11 protein-coding genes are annotated in these 19,523 nt (G+C 51.0%); 5 read left to right on the plus strand and 6 right to left on the minus strand.

The annotated features are described in order from the left end of the window. Window positions 1-12: 12 nt before the first annotated feature. From DFER_RS21035 to DFER_RS21050, 3 genes are all read right to left on the minus strand, one after another. On the minus strand, window positions 13-3,051 hold the full coding sequence (locus DFER_RS21035) for a SusC/RagA family TonB-linked outer membrane protein (protein ID WP_015813669.1): 3,039 nt from the start codon (window positions 3,049-3,051) through the stop codon (window positions 13-15). A gap of 609 nt (window positions 3,052-3,660) precedes the next feature. Further along, window positions 3,661-5,238: a SusD/RagB family nutrient-binding outer membrane lipoprotein gene (locus DFER_RS21045; RefSeq protein ID WP_015813670.1), complete on the minus strand. Its 1,578-nt coding sequence runs from the start codon at window positions 5,236-5,238 to the stop codon at window positions 3,661-3,663. An 18-nt stretch (window positions 5,239-5,256) separates the two neighbouring features. Further along, the gene (locus DFER_RS21050) at window positions 5,257-8,382 is read right to left on the minus strand and encodes a SusC/RagA family TonB-linked outer membrane protein (protein WP_015813671.1); all 3,126 of its coding nucleotides are present in this window, start codon (window positions 8,380-8,382) and stop codon (window positions 5,257-5,259) included. Window positions 8,383-8,797: 415 nt separating this feature from the next. Here DFER_RS21050 and DFER_RS21055 point away from each other — a divergent pair, with 415 nt between their 5' ends. From DFER_RS21055 to DFER_RS21075, 5 genes are all read left to right on the plus strand, one after another. Next, window positions 8,798-10,240: an MBL fold metallo-hydrolase gene (locus tag DFER_RS21055; RefSeq protein ID WP_015813672.1), complete on the plus strand. Its 1,443-nt coding sequence runs from the start codon at window positions 8,798-8,800 to the stop codon at window positions 10,238-10,240. An 85-nt stretch (window positions 10,241-10,325) separates the two neighbouring features. Next, a complete protein-coding gene (locus DFER_RS21060) occupies window positions 10,326-11,135 on the plus strand; it encodes a hypothetical protein (RefSeq protein WP_015813673.1) in 810 nt (269 codons plus the stop codon). Window positions 11,136-11,277: 142 nt separating this feature from the next. Then, window positions 11,278-14,019 carry a TonB-dependent receptor gene (locus tag DFER_RS21065; protein WP_050774710.1) on the plus strand — a complete coding sequence of 914 codons (2,742 nt, stop codon included), beginning with the start codon at window positions 11,278-11,280 and terminating at the stop codon, window positions 14,017-14,019. Between the two features lie 41 nt (window positions 14,020-14,060). Continuing rightward, window positions 14,061-15,392 carry a beta-helix domain-containing protein gene (locus DFER_RS21070; RefSeq protein WP_041735379.1) on the plus strand — a complete coding sequence of 444 codons (1,332 nt, stop codon included), beginning with the start codon at window positions 14,061-14,063 and terminating at the stop codon, window positions 15,390-15,392. A gap of 133 nt (window positions 15,393-15,525) precedes the next feature. Next, window positions 15,526-15,906, plus strand: coding sequence for a hypothetical protein (locus tag DFER_RS21075; RefSeq protein ID WP_015813676.1), 381 nt, complete (start codon window positions 15,526-15,528; stop codon window positions 15,904-15,906). Window position 15,907: 1 nt separating this feature from the next. Here the strand turns inward: DFER_RS21075 and DFER_RS21080 are convergent, their stop codons facing one another. The 3 genes from DFER_RS21080 to DFER_RS21090 all read right to left on the minus strand — a co-directional run bounded on the left by DFER_RS21080 (window position 15,908) and on the right by DFER_RS21090 (window position 19,522). Continuing rightward, complete coding sequence (locus tag DFER_RS21080; RefSeq protein WP_015813677.1) at window positions 15,908-18,073, minus strand: ArnT family glycosyltransferase; 2,166 nt, start codon at window positions 18,071-18,073, stop codon at window positions 15,908-15,910. Window positions 18,074-18,210: 137 nt separating this feature from the next. Continuing rightward, entirely contained in the window at window positions 18,211-19,158 is a 948-nt protein-coding gene (locus tag DFER_RS21085) for a D-2-hydroxyacid dehydrogenase (RefSeq protein WP_015813678.1), read from the minus strand. A gap of 10 nt (window positions 19,159-19,168) precedes the next feature. Beyond that, window positions 19,169-19,522: a DUF4143 domain-containing protein gene (locus DFER_RS21090; RefSeq protein ID WP_229206072.1), complete on the minus strand. Its 354-nt coding sequence runs from the start codon at window positions 19,520-19,522 to the stop codon at window positions 19,169-19,171. Window position 19,523: the final 1 nt, after the last annotated feature.

A 19,523-nucleotide genomic window follows, 5' to 3' on the forward strand; every position in this document is an offset into this window, starting at 1 on the left:
GTTTTAAATGAATTACAACGAAAAGTTTACGCCCAAAAGGAATGTTCTTGCCGATGGATAAGGAATGTACTCGATACCAAGGGAAGGAATTCCGCCGCTTGAACCGTCGGTGTTCACCTCGGGGTCGAAACCTTTGTAGCCTGTGAGCACAAACAGGTTCTGGCCCGTCAGTGAGATGTTCAGGTTTTTGAAGGCTTTTCCGATGTTTCCGACGCGGTAGCTTAGCGTAACGTTAGACATTTTCATGAAATCGCCCTTTTCCAGGTAGCGCGTCGATGGCGCTGCGGAGTTGGACGTTGCTTCTTTGATATCCGTGTTGAAAAATTCCTTGGCGATGTTCTTCGTCGACAGGTTGTTGATACCCAGTACAGTCGCGAAAGTGTTGTTGAACAAATAATGTCCGAATGCGCCATTCATGTTCACCACTGCCGAGAACTTCTTGTAAGTCACGTCCGTAGACACGCCCAGCAGGTATTTAGGGTTAGGGCTGTTTACGTAAAACTTGTTCTGAGCAGGGTCCACGGTGGTGCTGGCGTTACCGTCCGCTCCTTCGTACATGCTCGTTCCGGTTGCCGGATCAAGACCGGCGTATTTGGCCAGGTACCACACGTTGAGGGGCTGTCCGCTCACCATTCTTTGTCCAAGCACACCCGAGAAGCCTTGTCCTCTCAGCTGGGCAGTTTCGTAGAAGCCGGGCAGGCCGGAAACGCTGTTTTTCAGGTAAGTCGCATTGGCCGAGAGGTTCCAGGTAAAGTCCTTGTTTTCCAGGATCGTACCAGTCAGGGCAATTTCCACACCTTTGTTGATCACCTCGCCGTCCAGGTTTACCCAGATTTTACCGCTTGGCGCAGGCTGGGCCAGTGTTCTCTCGAACAAACCGTCGGTAGTTTTCTTGCGGAAAACGTCGATCGAACCGACGATCCGCGATTGGAACAAGCCGAAATCGATACCTCCGTTGAATGTCTCTGAGCTTTCCCATCTCAGGTCGGGGTTACCGAAGTTCGCCTGGCTCACACTCTGCACGTCGAAGATATAGCGGTTTCTCGATGCACCTGAGTCGAACTCACGGTTACCGGTTTTACCCCAGCCCAAACGCACTTTCAGGTTGTTGAGCGTGCTGTTGCCTTTCAGGAATGCTTCGTTCGACACATTCCAGGCAAGCGCCACCGCAGGGAAGTTTGCGTATTTGTTATTCTCCCCGAATTTGGTCGAACCATCTCTCCGGACCGTTCCGGTGAAGAGGTATTTATCCATATAATTCAAACCAACCCGTAGGAACAACGATTGCAACTGGTTGGTAGGCGATTTGAAAGAGTTTACACCCCGGTTGCTGGCCACCGAATAGTTGAGGTAATCGTAAAAATCCAGGCCGACATCCGTAAATCCGCTACCGCTCAGGGCGTTCCAGCTATTGGCATAATCCAGGAATTCGTAACCTGCTACTGCATTGATATTCAGGTCGGTGCTGATATCCTTGTTGTAGCTCAGCGTATGGGTGAGCTGCTGGTTCGTTTCGGAGTTGTTGCCGATGAATGCAAAGCCGTTGCGGATCTGTGCCGGGTCGATGAGGCCGCGGATGTAACGTCCCTTTCTCGTACCTGTCTGGCGGGTAATGCTGTACACGAGTTTGTACTCGAGGTCGTTGGTGATCTTGTACGAAGGCGCAATGCTGGCCACCGTGGTATTCACCACCGCAATGTCCTTGTAGGCTTGCAGCGATGCGAGCGGGTTGATCGTCGAAGGGCTCACGTAAGTCAGCGAGTCGGAATTCACGCGCAGTGGGCGGGTGGGGTTCCAGGTAAGCGCCTGAGAAATTACGTTTCCTTCAAAACCGACACCTACGTCAATCGGCGCAAGGTTTTCGTCCGTTTGCGTAAACAATACATTGAAGTCCAGTCCCAGCTTTTTGCTTTCAAGGAACTTGAAACTCGTGTTCAGGCTGGCTGTGTACTTTTTCAGGCGAGATGTTTCGATGATCCCTTTCTGGTCCATATAGCCGGCCGATACCCGGTATTTACCATTATCCGTACCGCCGGTGATCGCCATCGAGTAGTTCTGAACCGGTGCTACGCGTGTGATTTCATCGAATGCATTCACATTTCCACCGAAATCAGCGCCTTTCAGATCATTGGGTGCGTAGAACTGAACGGCTTGTCTGAACTCGTCGGCATTGAGCACCTCCGGCTTTCTAAGCAGGCTGGATACGCCGGTGGAAGCATTGAAACTCACGGTAGGCGCTCCGGAAGCTCCTCTTTTGGTGGTGATGATCACCACACCGTTGGCACCACGTGACCCGTAAATGGCCGTTGCCGAGGCATCTTTGAGGATGTCCATGCTCGCGATGTCGTTCGGGTTGAGGTAAGCGAGCGGGTTACCGCCGTCGGAGCCGAAGCCGCCGCTTCCGCCAGGACGGGCCGAGCTACCCGAAAGCGGGATTCCGTCGAGTACGAACAGCGGGTTGTTACCGGCGCGGATCGAGGAGTTACCACGGATGCGGACGGTGGTTGCACCGCCGGGCTGGCCCGTGTTGTTGATCACCATCACACCCGGCGTCCGGCCCTGAATGAGCTGGTCCGGCGCTGTGATCACCCCTTTGTTGAAGTCTTTCGGTTGCAGCGAAACCACGGAACCCGTCACATCCTTCTTCTTCACGGCGCCGTAGCCAATCACGACCACCTCTTCGAGCGCTTTCACGTCGTCGCTGAGCACCACGTCGATCGTCGTTTCATTGCCTACTACGACGTCTTTGGATGAAAAACCGATGAAGCTGAATGATAATGTGGATGCAGGCGGCGCGGAGATCGCGTAGCCACCTTCCATGTCGGTGGAAGTTCCTTTGGTAGTTCCCTTAATGGTGATGGAAACACCCGGCAGGGCATTTCCCTTGGAGTCGGTCACTTTGCCTTTGAGGGCGACGTCCTGGGCATGTGCATTATTGAAAAACAGGGTGCATAAGAGTAGCAATATGCCCAATCCGCACATCCTCAGGGACGCGGGTCCTTGCACGTTCTTCTCGTAGGGACGATCAAAACGTAGAATTGATTTCATCATAGAAAAAATTAGTTAGTGTTGATACAAAACGAGGAAAATTCAGGCCGTGAATCGCATTCAGGCCTCTGGGCGGTAGTCAAATCGGATCATACATTAGTCTGGAGTTTTGGTTTTAGTTAAGGCATTATACTCTGTTTTTGGTTTGGCAATACGTGTTCTTCCGACAGCGCCTGTCAGGAAATAACCTGCTGAAATAAATTGGAATTGTACAATTTTACTTCTCGTTTCTCGCACCTCTACACCCCGATGGAGAACCAGGATTTCCGCCAGGTAAATTGCATATTCAAAAGAATGAATAACACTATATTATTTAACCGAAGGTAAATTACCATAAATAGTTCTGATAATGCAACAAGAATATTTCAAAAACTGTACCCGCTACGCACAAATTCGGACTTGTCCGATTTTATCAAACTATTGTACAAAATTGACATTGGAGAAATGCAAAACCGCGGCCCGTTCTCGCAACGGGGAAATCAACCTGCGGCATTGCGACCGCGGTTCGCTGCGCGCCACGTTCGCGGAATGCGGAGATGAGCCGGGCGGGCACAAAAAAACCGGGATGGCTTTCGGCCATCCCGGTTTTTACTTAATATACCAGCGGTGATATTAAAAGTTTGCAACTTTTCCGGTATCCCACCACAAGCGCGTAGCGATGTCGTCTTTCGCGCCGGTGCCCATTTTGCTTACCGCATCGGCAACGGCGGCGGTATTGCCGTTCCGCTCCGCATTCACGAACGGCATTCTTTTGATCCATTCGGTCGCCGGAATCACGCCCCAGTCGTTGTTGCTGTCGTTTTTGGCAACGTGCGGGATTTTTGGATAGCCGGTACGTCTGAAATCAACCCACGCTTCCTGCGTATTGGTGAATGTGTTCAGGTATTTCTGCGTGATGATTTTTTCCAGTTTCAGCTCGTTCGAATCCGCATTGTTCCAGGCCACGGTGATCGTGGAAGTTGCAGTGAAATTGTTGCGTGCGTCCACCGGGTCCACGTAGCTGATGGGCTTGCTCGTGCCATCGACCAGGTAGGCGTCCACGCCTCCTGCACCCCAGTCGGCAAACGACAGCTTGATACCCTCTTCATAGTTCGTTTTAGGATCACCGGCGCCCGCCCAGCCTCTGAGCCCGGCTTCCGCTTTCAGGAATGCCACTTCCGCGGCCGTCAAGTTCCTTCTGGTTTGAACGGTCTGAAAATCCTCGCTCACTTTGGAGAACGGCACGTGGTCTGCCTTCGCTTTGATGAACGCCCCGTTGCGCACGCCTTTGTAAGGCACGGAAGGGTGGTCGGCGTACAATGAGGCGTTGGTGATCGGCGCGAAATATTTGGAAATCCGGCCGTCTTTCAAGCCTACCAGGAACGATTCCATCACGGCACCCATGCGGGTATCATCCCATTCGTAGCAGATTTGCGCTACCGGTATTTTGTTGCCATTTAATGAATTAATGAAATTGTCGGCATTGGTCGTAATCAACCCGGCCGGATCGGCCAGTGCTTTTTCACCCTCGGTTTTAGCCAGTGCAGGGTCCACTTTCGAGAGGCGCATGGCCAGTCTCAGGCGCAGGGAGTTAACCAGCTTCTGCCACCGCGGAATGCTGCCGCCGTATTGGGTAGGGTCAAACTTTTTATACCCTACATATTCCTTGTTGGCATTGAAATCGGTCTGGATAGAATCGAGCTGCTTGAAGAACAGCGGGTACAGGTCCGACTCTTTGTCGTATCCGATCGAGTTGGCCGTAGTGCCATATTGCGAGTAAATCACCGGCCCGTGCACACCTGTCAGTTTGGATACCGCGAAAACGCGGATCAGTTTGGCCCAGGTAGCGAACATTGGCAGGTTGTTGTCTTTGGCAAGCTGGATCACCTGTTTCGAAGGCGACATTACACTGCCGTACACGCGGTCCCAGTAGGTGTTCCAGCGGATGTAGTAAGTGGTATTGTTCACGTTACCCACAAAGTCGGTAGGCGTTCCCATGTATCCCATCCAGTTGTCGGCACACAAATCCTCTTCGATCTGGTGACCGTTCAGGTTGAAGATCATGTTGGAAAAAGGCGAGCCCACGAGGTTGAAATCCTGCTTGAGCAGTTCATCCGAAATCTGGTTCGGGTTCTGGTTCGTCTCAATGAAATTATCCGTACAAGCCGCGAATGCAACCAGGGATACAAGTGCTATAACTATTTTTTTCATGTCAATGATTTTAAAGTTTTAGAAAGTAACCTTAAGGTTCAGTCCGTAGGATCTTGTGGATGGCAAACCAAACACGTCGGCCGACTGCAGGTCGTTGTTGGTAGTCATAGCCTGCTCAGGATCGAAAGGTGCTTTTTTGTAGATAAAGAACAAGTTCCTGCCTACGAAAGAGAGGGAAGCATCTTTGAATATGGGGTTAGCGGCTTTGCTTTTGAAGTTGTAGCCGATCACAAGCTGACCTAAACGCACGTTGGTTCTCGAATACACATACGGCTCCATGATCTTGTTCCGGTCGCCGATGGCCGAATAATAGGTGTACGGAGCAATGGAAGTAATGGCTGCGCCCTCCGGCGTAACGGCATTAATAGGCACGGTACCCGCGTCTCTGGCTTCCGCCGATCTTTCACTCACACCATAGGAATCCAGGAATGCTTCTGTTTTGGAGAATGCCACGCCGCCGAACTTACCGTTTACCAGCACATTGGCGAAGAAGTTACCGTAGTTCAGGTTGTTGGTCCAGCCAAGCAACAGTTTCGGGTTCACATTGCCTACTTTGGTTTGCGTTGCAGCCTTGGTAGGTACGCCATTGCCATCCAGGATGATCTGTCCGGCATCATTCCGCGCGAACTTGTAGATATAAACGTCATTGAAAGAACCGCCCGCTTTGATAATCGACGCGAAGCCCTCATTGTCGCCGCCTACCTGGTAGTTAGGGTTCGATGCGATGAGTTCGATGATCTTGTTTTTGTTTTGAGACGCGTTGAGGGTCGTGTTCCAGCTGAAACGGTCGGTGCGTACGGCTTCGGCATTCAATGTAAGTTCAAATCCATTGTTTTCGATCCGTCCCGCATTCACATAATAAGTAGTGTATCCCGAGCCCGAAGGTGCGTTCAATGCCAGGAATTGGTTGGTACTCACGCCATTGTAGTATGTGAAATCAAGACCGAGTTTGTTGCGGAAGAACTTCGCTTCCACACCGTATTCGTTGGCCACGATTTTTTCAGGTTTCAGGTTGGTAAATGGCACCTGCGTTGGCCTGTTGATACCGCCTATGCCGCTCGGGCCGCCCGCACCACCGATCGAGCTCAATGGAAGGACCCTGTTGTAAGGAACCTCGTTGGCCGTTTGCGAGAATGATGCACGTACTTTCAGCAGCGAGATCGCCTGCGGCAGGTTGAGCATCTGGCTGATCACCGCCGATCCGCCGATAGACGGGTAGAAATACGATTGGTTGCCGGTAAGCGCGAGGGTAGAAGCCCAGTCGTTACGTCCCGCCAGGTCCAGGAAGAGGAACTCCTTGAAGCCGAGCGACAAGTTGGCGAATGCGCCTTGCTTGATGGTATTGCTGTAATCCGGGTGGTTCTGGAAAATCACATTGTAAGGCATGTTCGAGAATGTAAACACGTTCGGATATTGCAACGACACCGTACCGTTGTTCACAGCCATTCCATCGAAATACTTATTCTTCTGGTAGCTCAAACCAGCCAATGCATTCAGGCTGAAATCGCCCAGGCTCTTGTTGTAGGTAAGGATACCATCGGCGTAGATCGACTGATCGTTGTATCTCGCATAAGCCCATGTACCATTCGGGCTCACACTCACCGAGTTACCAGCCGCCGCATAGCGCTTGTCGTCCAGCACGTTGTTGTAGTCAAGGTTGGCCCTTACGTCAAACCGCAGGTTCTCCACAATGTCGTAGGAGAGTTTTACATTGGCGATGAGTCGTTTGTAGGTCTGCAACTTCGGGTTTCTGTTCAGTTCCCAATAAGGGTTATTCTGCTTTTCCTCCGTTGAATACCAGTTCATCTTATCCATGTTCCGCTCCGTGTTGAACACCGCGTAATTGTCTTTGTAGCTGTTGAAATCGCGGTCTCTGGCGAAGAGGTACAAGCCGGTGAGCGGGTTGTTGTAATAACCTGCACCCGGGCGATTTTTGGATGTTTCGGCGGAGAGGATAATGCCGGAGCTGATCGTCATCTTGTCTTTCAGCAATTTCGTGCTCTGTCTGAAAGAAAAGTTGTTTTTCCGGTAGGTATTGGTCGGCATTACACCTTTGGAGGAAATGTTGGCGTAAGAGAAGTAAACGTTCGTCTTCGCATTTCCACCGGTGATCGCCACCGAGTTGGTGAAAGTAGCGCCGGTCTGGAAGAAGTCCTCGATGTATTTTTTCTGATAATTATCCGATTTTACTTCCGGAGTTCCGACGGGCGTCCAGCTGTAATCTCCGCCCACGCTTCCGTAGCGGTATTGAAAATCCGGCAGGCCGGATACTTTTTCGAGCACCGCACTGGAGTTGAAATCAACGGACAGTTTTCCTTCCGAGCCCTTTTTGGTAGTAATCAGGATCACCCCGTTGGCGCCCTGGCTACCGTAAAGAATCGACGCGTTGGCACCTCTCAGGATGCTGATACTTTCGATGTCGGCCGGGTTAATGGCCGAGAGGCCGTCACCACCATCGGTACCGCCGTAAGAACCCGGTTGGGCACCTTTGTTGTTCACCATCGGGATACCGTCGATCACATACAATGCCTCGCTCGACCCCTGCAAGGATTTATTACCGCGGAGAACCGCTCTCGTGGAACCACCCGCACCGGAGCTGCTCACTTTAATGTCGATACCGGCTGCCTTACCATTGAGTGCATCCACAAAGTTGGTGTTGGCTGCGGCTCTCAGTTCCTGCCCGCCGATTTGCTGCGTTGCATAGGTAAGCGCTTTCTTGTCGCGCTGGATACCGAGTGCGGTCACCACCACCTCGTTGAGCGTAGCTGCGGATGTTTCCAACACCACATCCAGCACACTTTGCGCTCCCACGGTTACTTCTTTTTTGTTGAAGCCGATCGAGGAGAATATCAGCACTGCCTGGTCGTTGGGCACGTCGATGGAAAACTTGCCGTCTGCGTCGGTGATCGTACCGGTTTCGCTGCCTCTGATCACTACCGTAGTACCGGGTACGGCCTCGCCTTTGTTGTCGGTTACCCGGCCTGTTACCGCTCTTGCGGCCTGCGATGTAATGGAATGCTTCGCTGTGCCTCCGGCGGCCATTGGCATGGCGTAGGTGGCGCCAGCCGACGCCGATAAGGCGAGAAATTGGTAAAAAGTAAGTTTCATCCAAAGCGGACACTTTACTTCCTGCTTTCTTTTCATAAGTTCTAATGATTAACTGTTAGGAAAAATTTGGCATGAGAAGCCCGTTCATCCCTCGAAGATGATTTGGCGTGGAAGCCTGGCAATGTGCAGAATAGGTGGCTTCGTTCTCGTGATGGGGTTGGATGTAGAGGGTTACGACATAGGCACTACTTAAATTTATTGTTTAAGGTAATTAAATTTTGGATTTATTGTTCCAAACAGGTGTTAGGTTCTGAATTTTTTTTAAAAATAATAATTTTATTAGGCAAATGAATAATTCACCGGAGGTTTATTTCGAACATTTAACTTAATGGATCATCTTGCTGTACAATGTGGCTTAAAAATGAATAAATTACATTATTTCAATACCTGTTCGTGAGTTTTGAAACCGGGTTGGATTGGCTTATGTTTACAGTTCACAGACTCGCAAGAAATGGAAAGAAGAAACTTTGTAAAGCAACTGGCGTGCATCGGCATCGGGTCCGCAGTCCCTCTTCATGACATACTGGCCCGCACCGTTTTCGCGTCGCCGAATTACGAAATTGAACAGTTTGAAGTGAAAGGGCTTGCGCACTTTTCGTACGCGGTACGGGCAGGAAGCAAGGTCGTGGTGATCGATCCGCAGCGGAACCCGGGCGTTTATTACGATTACGCCAAAAAGAAATACGGGGAAATCATCGGGGTCGTGGAGACGCACCCGCATGCCGATTTTGTGAGCGCCCACCAGGAAATGCATCAAAAACTCGGCGTGCCCGTTTATGCCAGCAGCCTCACGGAAGCGGCCTACCGGCATACCGACTTCGATGAAGGCAAAGTGATCAAGCTCTCCGACCATGTTACGCTGAGGGCCTTGTACACGCCCGGCCACGCACCCGACCACATTTCGGTGGTGCTCGCGGAGGATGGCCGTGATAAGGTCGTTTTTTCCGGCGACGCGCTGTTTATTGGCGACGTGGGCCGCCCCGACCTGCGCGAATTCTCTCAAAAAACGGAAGCGCAGCGCCAGCGACTGGCAGAAATGATGTACGACACCGTTCACACGAAATTTGCCAAACTGGCCGACGACGTGGTGGTATACCCGGCACACGGCGCGGGATCGCTTTGCGGCAAATCCATTCGGAAAGCATTGAGCTCCACGATAGGTGAGGAAAAGCAAAGCAATTATGCCTTCGAAAAACGGTCTAAAGAAGAGTTTGTAAAACTGCTTTTGAGCGATCAGCCGTTTATCCCTGCCTATTTTAAATATGATGTGGAACTGAACATGGCCGGTGCGCCCGACGTGCAGCCCGCTTTGGCCGCCGTGAAGCGGTTGCCCCAAAATCACCGCCCTGAGCCCAAAGCGATGGTGATCGACGCCCGTCCGGCCGATTTGTTCAAAGCATCATACATTCCCGATGCGATCAACATTCAGGGCGACGGCGCGGGATTTGTGACGTGGCTGGGCACCGTTGTTCATCCTGACAAGGCATTTTACCTCGTGGCGCAAAACGACCAGGCCCTAAAAATGGCTTTGGAAAAAACCGCGCTGATCGGTTATGAATCGAAAGTGAAAGGCGCGTTCGTGTACGATGCAAAGGACGGCGAACGGTTTACTATATTCGACAAGACGGGGTTTGACCCCAAGGCGAAGCGTTACACGTACATCGACGTGCGGACTACGAAAGAAGCCCAGCAAAAGCCACTCTTCGATGGCGCGATCAATATTCCCCTCCAAGATCTTGAAAAGCGGTTTTCGGAAATACCGACAGACAAGCCGATCCTGGTAAGCTGCGCATCGGGCTACCGTTCGGCAACGGCGAGCAGCCTCATACGGAAACGCCTGCCGGATGCGAAGGTTTACGATCTCGGCGCGGATGTGGTGGAGTACCTGAAATAGCAACGGTGTTGAGCGATACTTAACATTTAACACATTCATAACAAAGCCAATCCATTTTTAACAGTGCTATAATCTACTTTTGAATATGGCGCCCGGGCTGTTGCCGGGCGTCTTTGTTTCATTCGAAGGCAGTGTAGTAATGAAGAAAATCGGAACGGGAAGTAATGCAGTTAACAAAGGGGTAGGGCAAACGCCCTTCGAACGGTCGCTCGCCCGCCGGATCGCGAAGGCCCGCCTAGTGCTGGATCTTTCGCGGAAGGCTGCCACGCGGGAGAATGGCCGCGAGGCCGGGCTGATCATGGAGCTGCATACCCAGCTCGAACGATTCGGGGCGCTTAATAGTACATATATATATACGCTCGAAAAATACGTCGAAACCTCGCTCGTCCGACGTGCATTGTTCAAAGGCCAGACGGACAGTATCAAGCACGTCGCGCAGGCGCTCAAAGAGGCCGTCATGCGTGATAAGTCACAGGACGCTAACCGCGTTGCGGAGGTCCGGGCTTTGTACGCGCCCGTTTTCGCGCAAAACCCACTGGCGCCTCCGTACGACATTACCAGGCCCGGGTTCGAGCGTGAACTGGATATCTTCATGTTGTCCTACACGATTATACTTGATGCATTCCGTGCGCTGGTGAAAAAAGCGGCGGAATCGAATATTGCCTTACCATTTGCAAGTGATGTTTGCGAAAGTCTGATCGTACGTTCGGGGACTTTGGGGAAACAAGTGGAAAGCCTGCTTCAAAAGGTGTATGTGCTGAATGACGAGCGTTTGCAGGTTTTCGACCGCATTAAGGAGCTTTGTAATGCCATTTGCAGCCGGTCGCGTTACCTGTTCGGATCGCACGATCCCATTTATAAGGAAATTAATACGCTGAAATACGCGATCATGTGACCGGGCGACTTAACAATAACTTAATATTAAAGAAATACGGGAATAATGTTGCCGCCGTAGTTTCGTGTCAAAATATTAGACACTGATTATGAGACATTTGGTTACAGCGATTTCCCTCCTTATTTTAACAACCAGCGCCTGTTTGGCGCAATTCGGCTCTATTAAGGGTACAATCAAAGACGGCAAGAATAACGAAGCGATCATCGGAGCGACTGTTCAGGTGGTAGGTACAACTGCACCGCTAGGCTCGGTAACCGACGTAGAAGGCAACTTCGAAATCCAGAAAGTACCTGCGGGCTCTTATAAAGTACAGATCAGCTACGTTTCTTACCAGACAAAAGATATCGAGAACGTTCGTGTTGAAGCAGATAAATCCACGCTGATCACCACAGCGCTGGTGGAAGACAACAAAACCTTACAGGAAGTGGTGGTGAAAGGCCAGCGCCAGACCAACACCGAGGTTTCGGTAATCACTGAAATCAAGCAGGTGCAGCAGATAGCGGTGGGTATTTCGGCCCAGCAAATCCAGCGCACACAGGACCGTGACGCGTCCGCGGTGATCCGCCGTGTGCCCGGGATCTCCATTTTCGACGACCGTTTCATTGTCGTACGCGGATTGAACGAGCGTTACAACACGGTACTTCTCAACGACATTATCACTCCTTCTACTGAGGTAGACACTAAATCCTTTTCCTTTGACCTGATCCCATCTTCGGCGATAGACCGGATGCTCGTTTTCAAATCGGCTTCGGCTGACCTGCCCGGCGACGTGAGCGGTGGTGCGATCAAGATTTATACCAAAACGATCCCCGACGGCAACAGCTTTTCTGTGAACTTCTCAGCTGGCTATCGTGCAGGAACGACATTCAACTCGGCTACCAGCCACCAGGGCGGCGCATTGGAATTCCTTGGAATTGAGAACGGTACACGCACATTGCCTAATAATTTCCCGAACAGGAGAGGGGTGATCCTGAACGCCAAGTCGCCATCCATTATCCAGAAATTCCAGAACCTGCCTGATTATTACGCGCCGAAGCAGATCAACGTTTCGCCGGATTGGAGGGCGGGTATCAATTTCAGCCGCCGTTTCTATGTAAGGGACATGGAGGTTACGAATACTTCTTACATCAACTATTCCTTCTCACGTATAAACAACAGCGTCAGCCAGAACCGCTACAACTTCGCAGGAGAGAAAACGGAGCTGATGAACGACCAGTTGTTGCAGGAAAACGCCCGTTTGGGAATTATGTCGAACTGGGCATTCATTCTGAACCCGAAGAATAAAATCGAATTCAGAAACCTCTTCAACCAGATGGGTAACCGGGAAACGGTTCTTCGCGGTGGTGGAAACATTGAAAACAACCTCGATTACAACAACGGCGCGTTCCGTTACGAAGCAAGAAGCATTTACTCGGGCCAGCTGAGCGGTACGCACGAATTGACCGAAAAATCAAAACTCCGCTGGATCGGCGGTGCAGGTTACACCTACCGCAACGAGCCTGATTTCAGAAGATATACTTCCACACGCCAGACGGGCACCAACGATCCGTTCCAGATCAACCTGCAACAATTCGAATCACCTACGTTGCAACAGGCCGCACGTTTCTACTCCCGCCTGGGCGAGATCGTCGGAACGGGAACTGTGTCTTTCGAGCAGATGATCGGTACGAAAAAGGAGGATGCCGAGCAGCAGGCGAAACTGAATGTGGGTACTTATGTGGAATACAAAGACCGTAAATACTCTGCCCGCTGGTTTGGTATCGTTAACCCGAACCGCGTAGGCGACGAGATCCTGACGCAGACGCCCGAGCAGTTTTTCCAGAACTCTAACCTGGCTTCTGACAAAGTGTATTATACCGAAGGAACGAACTTCGACGACAAATATGCCGCACAAAACCTTCTGGCAGCCGGTTACGCATCACTCTACTGGCCTATCACGGAGCGTTTGAATGCAACCGTAGGTTTCCGGGGCGAATACAACCGCCAGCAGTTGCAGGGTTTCGAACGCGGAGGTGGTATTGAGGTGAATGTGGACCGCCCGGTTTTCACACCGCTGCCTTCTGTCAACCTTACTTACAAATTCAACGAGCAGCACGCCCTGAGAGCGGCTTACAGCACAACGGTGAACAGACCGGAGTTCCGCGAGCTTTCGCCAAGCACATATTACGACTTCAACTTCGACGTGTCACGGAAAGGAAATCCTAACCTCGTGAATGCAACGATCCAGAACTACGATTTCAGATACGAGTTTTATCCTAGCAAAAGCGAGCTGATCACCCTCTCGTTGTTCAACAAGACATTCAAAAACCCGATCGAAGCGGCGATCTTCTATAACGGCAGCACGGTAGCATTTACCGTTGCCAATGCGAAAAAGGCTTACGCAAGAGGTGTGGAACTGGAAGTACGTAAAGCACTTTCCAACCCCGAAAACGCCACTTTCCTGAGCAAAATGCTCGTAACGCTGAATGCATCGGTGATTACCAGCGACGTGAAAACGAACGTTACTTCCGGCAGCAGCGACCGTTACCTGCAAGGGCAGTCGCCTTACCTCGTCAATGCAGGCTTGTTCTACAACGACGACGAGCGCGGGTTCCAGGTGAATGCATTGTACAACGTGATCGGCAAGCGGATTTTCATCATCGGCGACAACGTGATCAGCGCCAACATTTTCGAAATGCCGCGTAACGTGATCGACCTCAACATTATCAAAACCATCGGAAAACGCCTCGAACTCCGCGCAAGCATTCAGGACCTGCTCAACCAGCCATTCCGCTTGTACCAGGATACCAACCGTGACAACAAGATCGATACCAAAACGGATGGCTTGTACCAGAAATACCGCAGAGGTACTTACTCGATGATTGGACTGCGTTACACACTTTGATTATAAAAAATTACAAACAAATCAATTAAAACAACCTGTAAATGAAAAAGTTAGCAACTTGGTTATTGGCAATGCTGGTACTTTCCGCATCGTTCGTAGTTGTGTCGTGTAAAACGGATGACGATGGTGAAGATCCGGGACCAACAGATCCGGTGGGTGAAACAATTACCGTAAAAGGAACCATCTCAGCCACTACTACATGGAAGGCATCAAACAAATATATTCTCGAAGGTTTCGTGTATGTCGACAATGGCGCCGTACTGAACATCGAGCCGGGAACGATCATCAAAGGCGACAAGCTGACAAAAGGCACGCTGATCGTTAAGCCGGGCGCAAAAATCATGGCGGAAGGTAGCGCTACCAAGCCTATCGTGTTCACATCTTCGGCAGCCAAAGGTTCACGTAATTACGGCGACTGGGGTGGTTTGATCCTCCTTGGAAAAGCACCGGTGAACAAGCCAAACCCGACTATCGAAGGTGAAAACGTATCGACTTTCGGAGGTACCGACGCAGCTGATAACTCAGGTGTGCTGAAATATGTGCGTATCGAGTTCGCTGGTATCGCATTTGAAACAGATAAGGAAATTAACGGTCTTACGCTGGGTGGCGTAGGTTCAGGAACTGTGATCGACTACGTGCAGGCTTCTTACACGGGTGACGATGCTTTCGAATGGTTCGGTGGAACGGTTAATGCTAAACACCTTATCTCTTACCGCACACTGGACGACGATTTCGATACCGACTGGGGTTTCAGCGGAAATGTACAATATGCAATGGCTTTGAGAGACCCGGCTGTGGCTGACCAATGCTCTTGCTCGGATTCAAATGGTTTTGAATCGGACAACGACGCTTCGGGATCTAACGATTCGCCTCAAACATCCGCTAAATTCAGCAACGTGAGCATCTTCATCGCTCCTGGTTCGGTTAACGGAAAATACCGCTCCGCTTTCCGTATCCGCAGAAACTCGGCTATCAGCATTTACAACTCGGTTGTGTCTGGTGCATATCCTAAGGGCGGTCTTGAACTCGAAGGAACGCCTACACAAGAAAACTTCGTGAACGGCAAATCGGATTACAGAGGTTTGGTATTGACTGGCATGGCAAAAGCGATCGTAACAGGTGATTCTACCAGGTTGAAAGACGCTGCCCGCAAAAACATGTTCGGCGCTGATCTCGCTACTTTGAAACTGGATGCTGCTTACAACACTTTGGGCACAGGCTTGAAAGTGCTTCCACAAGCTGGCTCACCTTTGCTGACAGGCGGCGTTACGCTTCCGGCAGGTTTTGAAGCCAACACTTACATCGGAGCTTTCGGTACAACAGACTGGACAACCGGCTGGACCAACTTCGATCCACAAAATACAGACTATTAAAATCTTATATAATTGGTGTCAGAATTTCATAAAGGCCGGGAGCATTGCTTCCGGCTTTTTTTTGGCCCGTTCACCGGTGCAATTCACAATGGCAGCCAATAATTTGTATGGATGAACATTCTAAACATTAGTCATGATGAAGTTTTTGACTGTAATAATAGTAATGCTATGCGCACTGATGCCGGCGCACGCCCAGGTGGTCGTAAATGGCGTTGATATTAACAAGGAGAAGGTCGAAGTTGTGGAGGTACTGGTTACCGAGCGGTTTTCGGGCAAAACGGTGAATGTATTTGTCGATTACGGCCAGCGGACCAATTTCCGCGCGGGCGGCATCGACGGCAAAGATTCGGAATCCAGGATCGTCGACCCGCAAACGAAGAAGGAGATTGCCTTTGCCTCTGCCGCTGCACTGTTGAATTTTATGGAAACCAACAACTGGGAGCATTACGATTCGCTTCTGTTCCGTGAGAACCAGAGTGCGACATTCTATTTTTACTTCCGGAAAAAGAAGTAGCTCAAAACGGATATTTCTCGCAGCTGGTCTTTTTCAACTCTACCAAATGCAGCGCTTCGCTTGAATAAATGCGAGCGATGTTGCCTTGGGGGATAAACGAGTCGATGAGCGTCGGGTCGTCGGAAAGGATGTATTCGTAACAGAACTTTTTCTGTGCATTTTTCAGCGGCGAGAGTTCCTTCATGTAGCGGATGTAATCCATTTGCCCGGGGCGGGCCACCTTGTTGTCGGTAGCGCTCCAGAAGTAATAGTAACCCACGTTCCGGCGGAACATCACGCCCACGCTGCGATCGGCCGGAATGTGCGGCGCAAGCTCGCGGAAGCTCAGGTAATTGTCGGGATTGCTGAGGAAATAGGCGCGGTCGCGGTTCATGGACAGGATGTTGGAGGTCCGGTCGTTGTCGTAGTAGCCGGCTTGTTCCAGCAGTCCGAAAACCTTCCTTCTTTCCACGTAATCCGGCCATTTTTTCAATGGATGACAGTTGTCTTTCCCCGGGAATTCGTAGTACTCGCTCAGGTATTTCTCATAGATTTTCCCCGTTTGCGCGCTGCTTTCACAGATCGCGATCGGAATGTGTCCCAGTGCTTTGCGCGTTACGAAATTGATCGAAACGAGCTCTTTGCTGGGGTTTCCGTAAACGAACGGAAGCGAGAGCAGCAGCAGCGGCGCGATCAGGTACACTCCTTTCCACCGCAGCTGAATGGAATACACGCAGGCGATCAGGACCGAGCCCATCGCAAAGAGCGGCATCTGCGTACGGGTGCTCCACAGCTGGAATTTCATTAATGTACAAAACAACAGAAAACCCAGTGCCGAGCACGTCCAAAACCACTTTACATCCTTTTTGACAGGTGCAAAAAGCAGCAGAAAGCCCGCTCCCACGATCAGCCAAAAGTGAATGGTGTTCGGGATCATGTCCTCGTGAACCGAGTATTTTACCGAAAACGGGTCGATACTGAGGTCCGGATCGTCGATCGCCACGCCGATGGTTTCGTGAAACGACCGGATTTTGTCGTCCAGGGCGCGGTTAAAGCTCGTGACCGGCAAGCCGATATTCAATCCCGCATTCTTGATCACATTGGAAAGTGTGAAAAGCACCGAATGCTTATTGGCCGGCAGTTCTTCGGACGCGAACGGCGTATTCCGCAGCGGGCTCATCACATGCCCGAAAAGCGAGTAGTTGCGGTAAAAAAATGGCGAGAATGTCACGGCCATCAATGCAAGCGCCACCGCAAGCACCTTCATCGCATAGGCCAGGCGGTATTGCAGCAGGATGCGGACGCCGAAGTAGATCGCAAACGGTATGGCAAAAATCAGGATCGTGTATTTGGAAAACCCTCCGAAAGCGAGCGACTGCATCATCGCTAGCAGCGCCAGCGGCGATTTTTTTTCGAGTAATTCAAAACCGAAATAAATGAATGCGATAAAAAAGAAGCACGCGCAAAGGTCTACCTGCGTGCTGGTGCTTTCGAAAATGCCGATGGGTAATGTCAGGAAGCAGATCGAGGTGAGCAATTGGCCGTCTTTCGAAAGGCCGAATTTTTTGGCGATCAGCCCAATCCCGCAGATGGAACCGATAAACGCGCCGAACTGGATGAGGCCTGAAAACTGGTCGGAGCCGGTTAGCAGCACGGTGTCCAGCACGAGGTATTCAGCAAATACATTGAGATATAATTGCTGCAAATGCATGGTAGGGAAATGATCGAGGTTACCATTATAGATCCAGATCAGGATGCGGTTCAAATGATACATGTGCGAATCGAAGTTGTTTGGCGCTGCATAAATGGCCAGAAACAACAGCGGCAGCATATAAAGCAGCGCCACGAATGCAATGATCACCCGATGCGTAGTACCGAACCCGCGAAGCGAGAATGCGCCTTTCAGCGCGCCCAGCCTGCCCAGGTCTATTTTCCCTGAACGATGCAGGTAGTAAACCAATCCCAGCAGCCCTATTGCTTCAAAAACCCAGAAAACGAGGGCTGATGTTGCATTAATCGCGTTGAAAAAGGAGGCAATCTCATTGAAAACGAACACGATGCTGGCATTGGCAATCAGCGATAGCACGAATGACCGGCGAAGGTTGGTGTAAACGCCCGCTTCGGAAGAGCGGAGGAAGAAGATTGCAAAAATACACGCAAACGAAATCAGGAGTAAACAAATACCCATACTTAAATTGGAAACGAACTGGAAAATCAGGTTCTGGGACGTGAATTTTAGAGCTGCAAAGGTACGCGATTATTTGAGCGCAGACCAGCATTTATTAGTGTACGTGCACTCTGCACGTACATTTGGAGCCCGATTTTTTACGAAACCACATTGCGCGGATCGCCATTCTGAAAACTTGCCAGATTATCGGCGACCATTTGGAGCAACCGTTTCCGCGCCTCGAAAGTGGCCCAGGCCACATGCGGCGTGATGATGCAGTTCGGGGCCGAGAGCAGCGGGTTGTCGGCTTTCGGCGGTTCCACGGAAAGTACGTCCAGCCCCGCCGCGGCGATGGCGCCGCTGCGAAGGGCTTCGGCCAGGTCGGCTTCGTGAATGAGCGGTCCGCGGCCGGTGTTGAGGATAATGGCGCCGGGCTGCATCTGAGCAATGCTGTTCCGGTTGATAATCTCCCGCGTTTCGTCGGTAAGCGGGCAATGGAGGCTAATGACGTCGCTCCGCGTGAAAATATCATCCAGCGACACCGTTTCGATCCCGCCGGCCGGGGCCGGGTGTTTGCGGTAAGCTATGACCTTCATGCCGAACGCCAGCGCGATTTTCGCCACTTGCGAGCCGATATCGCCGAGGCCGATGAGCCCCATCGTTTTGCCTGCCAGTTCGGTAAGCGGCGTTTTCCAGTAACAGAAATCGGGCGACGCCACCCATTCTCCGCTTAAAACACTCTGGCTGTGCGTTTCCACGCGGTTAACGATCGCCAGCAGGAAGGCAAATGTCTGCTGCGCCACCGACGCAGGCCCGTAAGCCTTCACATTAGTCACCGTAATCCCGTGCTTCCTGGCCGCCTCGATATCGATATTGTTAAAACCGGTCGCCATCACGCCAATGTACTTAACCTGCGGCAGCTGCGCCAGAGTTTCTGCGGATAGCACCACCTTATTGACCAGCAACACATCCGCATTACCCGCCCGCTCCACAATTTCGCCGGCCGCCGACCGGTCATAAATGGTCACATTGCCCAGTTTTTCAATCGGCGCCCAGTCCTGATCGCCAGGGTTTAAAGTATATCCGTCTAGAATTACGATGTTCATGGTTTTGTGGTTAAATGTTTTTCCAGCCTTTTACAGTATACAGCGTCCTTGACTGGTTGGTACTACCGCCGTAAATCAAAGTCTTTTCACCCGCGCTGTTTTCCGAAATCTCGTCGAAATAGCGAAGCCCGGCGAAATGCTCGGTCATGATTGTTTGCGTGGACTTAATTTCAAAAATATCATACAAATTGCCTTTCTGGGTAAGGAGGTCGACCTCATGCCCGTTCGAATCGCGCCAGAACCAATAGTCTTGATGAAGGTAGCGATGCTCGTTTTGTTTAAGAAGTTCAGCGATGATCAGGTTCTCAAATATGTTGCCGCGCAACGGACTTTCGGAGAAAATAGCCGTATCGCGGATTTGCATA

The sequence above is a fragment of the Dyadobacter fermentans DSM 18053 genome (assembly GCF_000023125.1).
In the GTDB taxonomy this organism is placed as follows: domain Bacteria; phylum Bacteroidota; class Bacteroidia; order Cytophagales; family Spirosomataceae; genus Dyadobacter; species Dyadobacter fermentans.

What these genes read in the sequence shown, in the direction of transcription:
- DFER_RS21035 (WP_015813669.1), bottom strand. Translation starts at nt 3,051, where the DNA reads ATGATGAAATCAATTCTACGTTTTGATCGTCCCTACGAGAAGAACGTG.
- DFER_RS21045 (WP_015813670.1), bottom strand. Translation starts at nt 5,238, where the DNA reads ATGAAAAAAATAGTTATAGCACTTGTATCCCTGGTTGCATTCGCGGCT.
- DFER_RS21050 (WP_015813671.1), bottom strand. Translation starts at nt 8,382, where the DNA reads ATGAAAAGAAAGCAGGAAGTAAAGTGTCCGCTTTGGATGAAACTTACT.
- DFER_RS21055 (WP_015813672.1), top strand. Translation starts at nt 8,798, where the DNA reads ATGGAAAGAAGAAACTTTGTAAAGCAACTGGCGTGCATCGGCATCGGG.
- DFER_RS21060 (WP_015813673.1), top strand. Translation starts at nt 10,326, where the DNA reads ATGGCGCCCGGGCTGTTGCCGGGCGTCTTTGTTTCATTCGAAGGCAGT.
- DFER_RS21070 (WP_041735379.1), top strand. Translation starts at nt 14,061, where the DNA reads ATGAAAAAGTTAGCAACTTGGTTATTGGCAATGCTGGTACTTTCCGCA.
- DFER_RS21075 (WP_015813676.1), top strand. Translation starts at nt 15,526, where the DNA reads ATGATGAAGTTTTTGACTGTAATAATAGTAATGCTATGCGCACTGATG.
- DFER_RS21080 (WP_015813677.1), bottom strand. Translation starts at nt 18,073, where the DNA reads ATGGGTATTTGTTTACTCCTGATTTCGTTTGCGTGTATTTTTGCAATC.
- DFER_RS21085 (WP_015813678.1), bottom strand. Translation starts at nt 19,158, where the DNA reads ATGAACATCGTAATTCTAGACGGATATACTTTAAACCCTGGCGATCAG.
- DFER_RS21090 (WP_229206072.1), bottom strand. Translation starts at nt 19,522, where the DNA reads ATGCAAATCCGCGATACGGCTATTTTCTCCGAAAGTCCGTTGCGCGGC.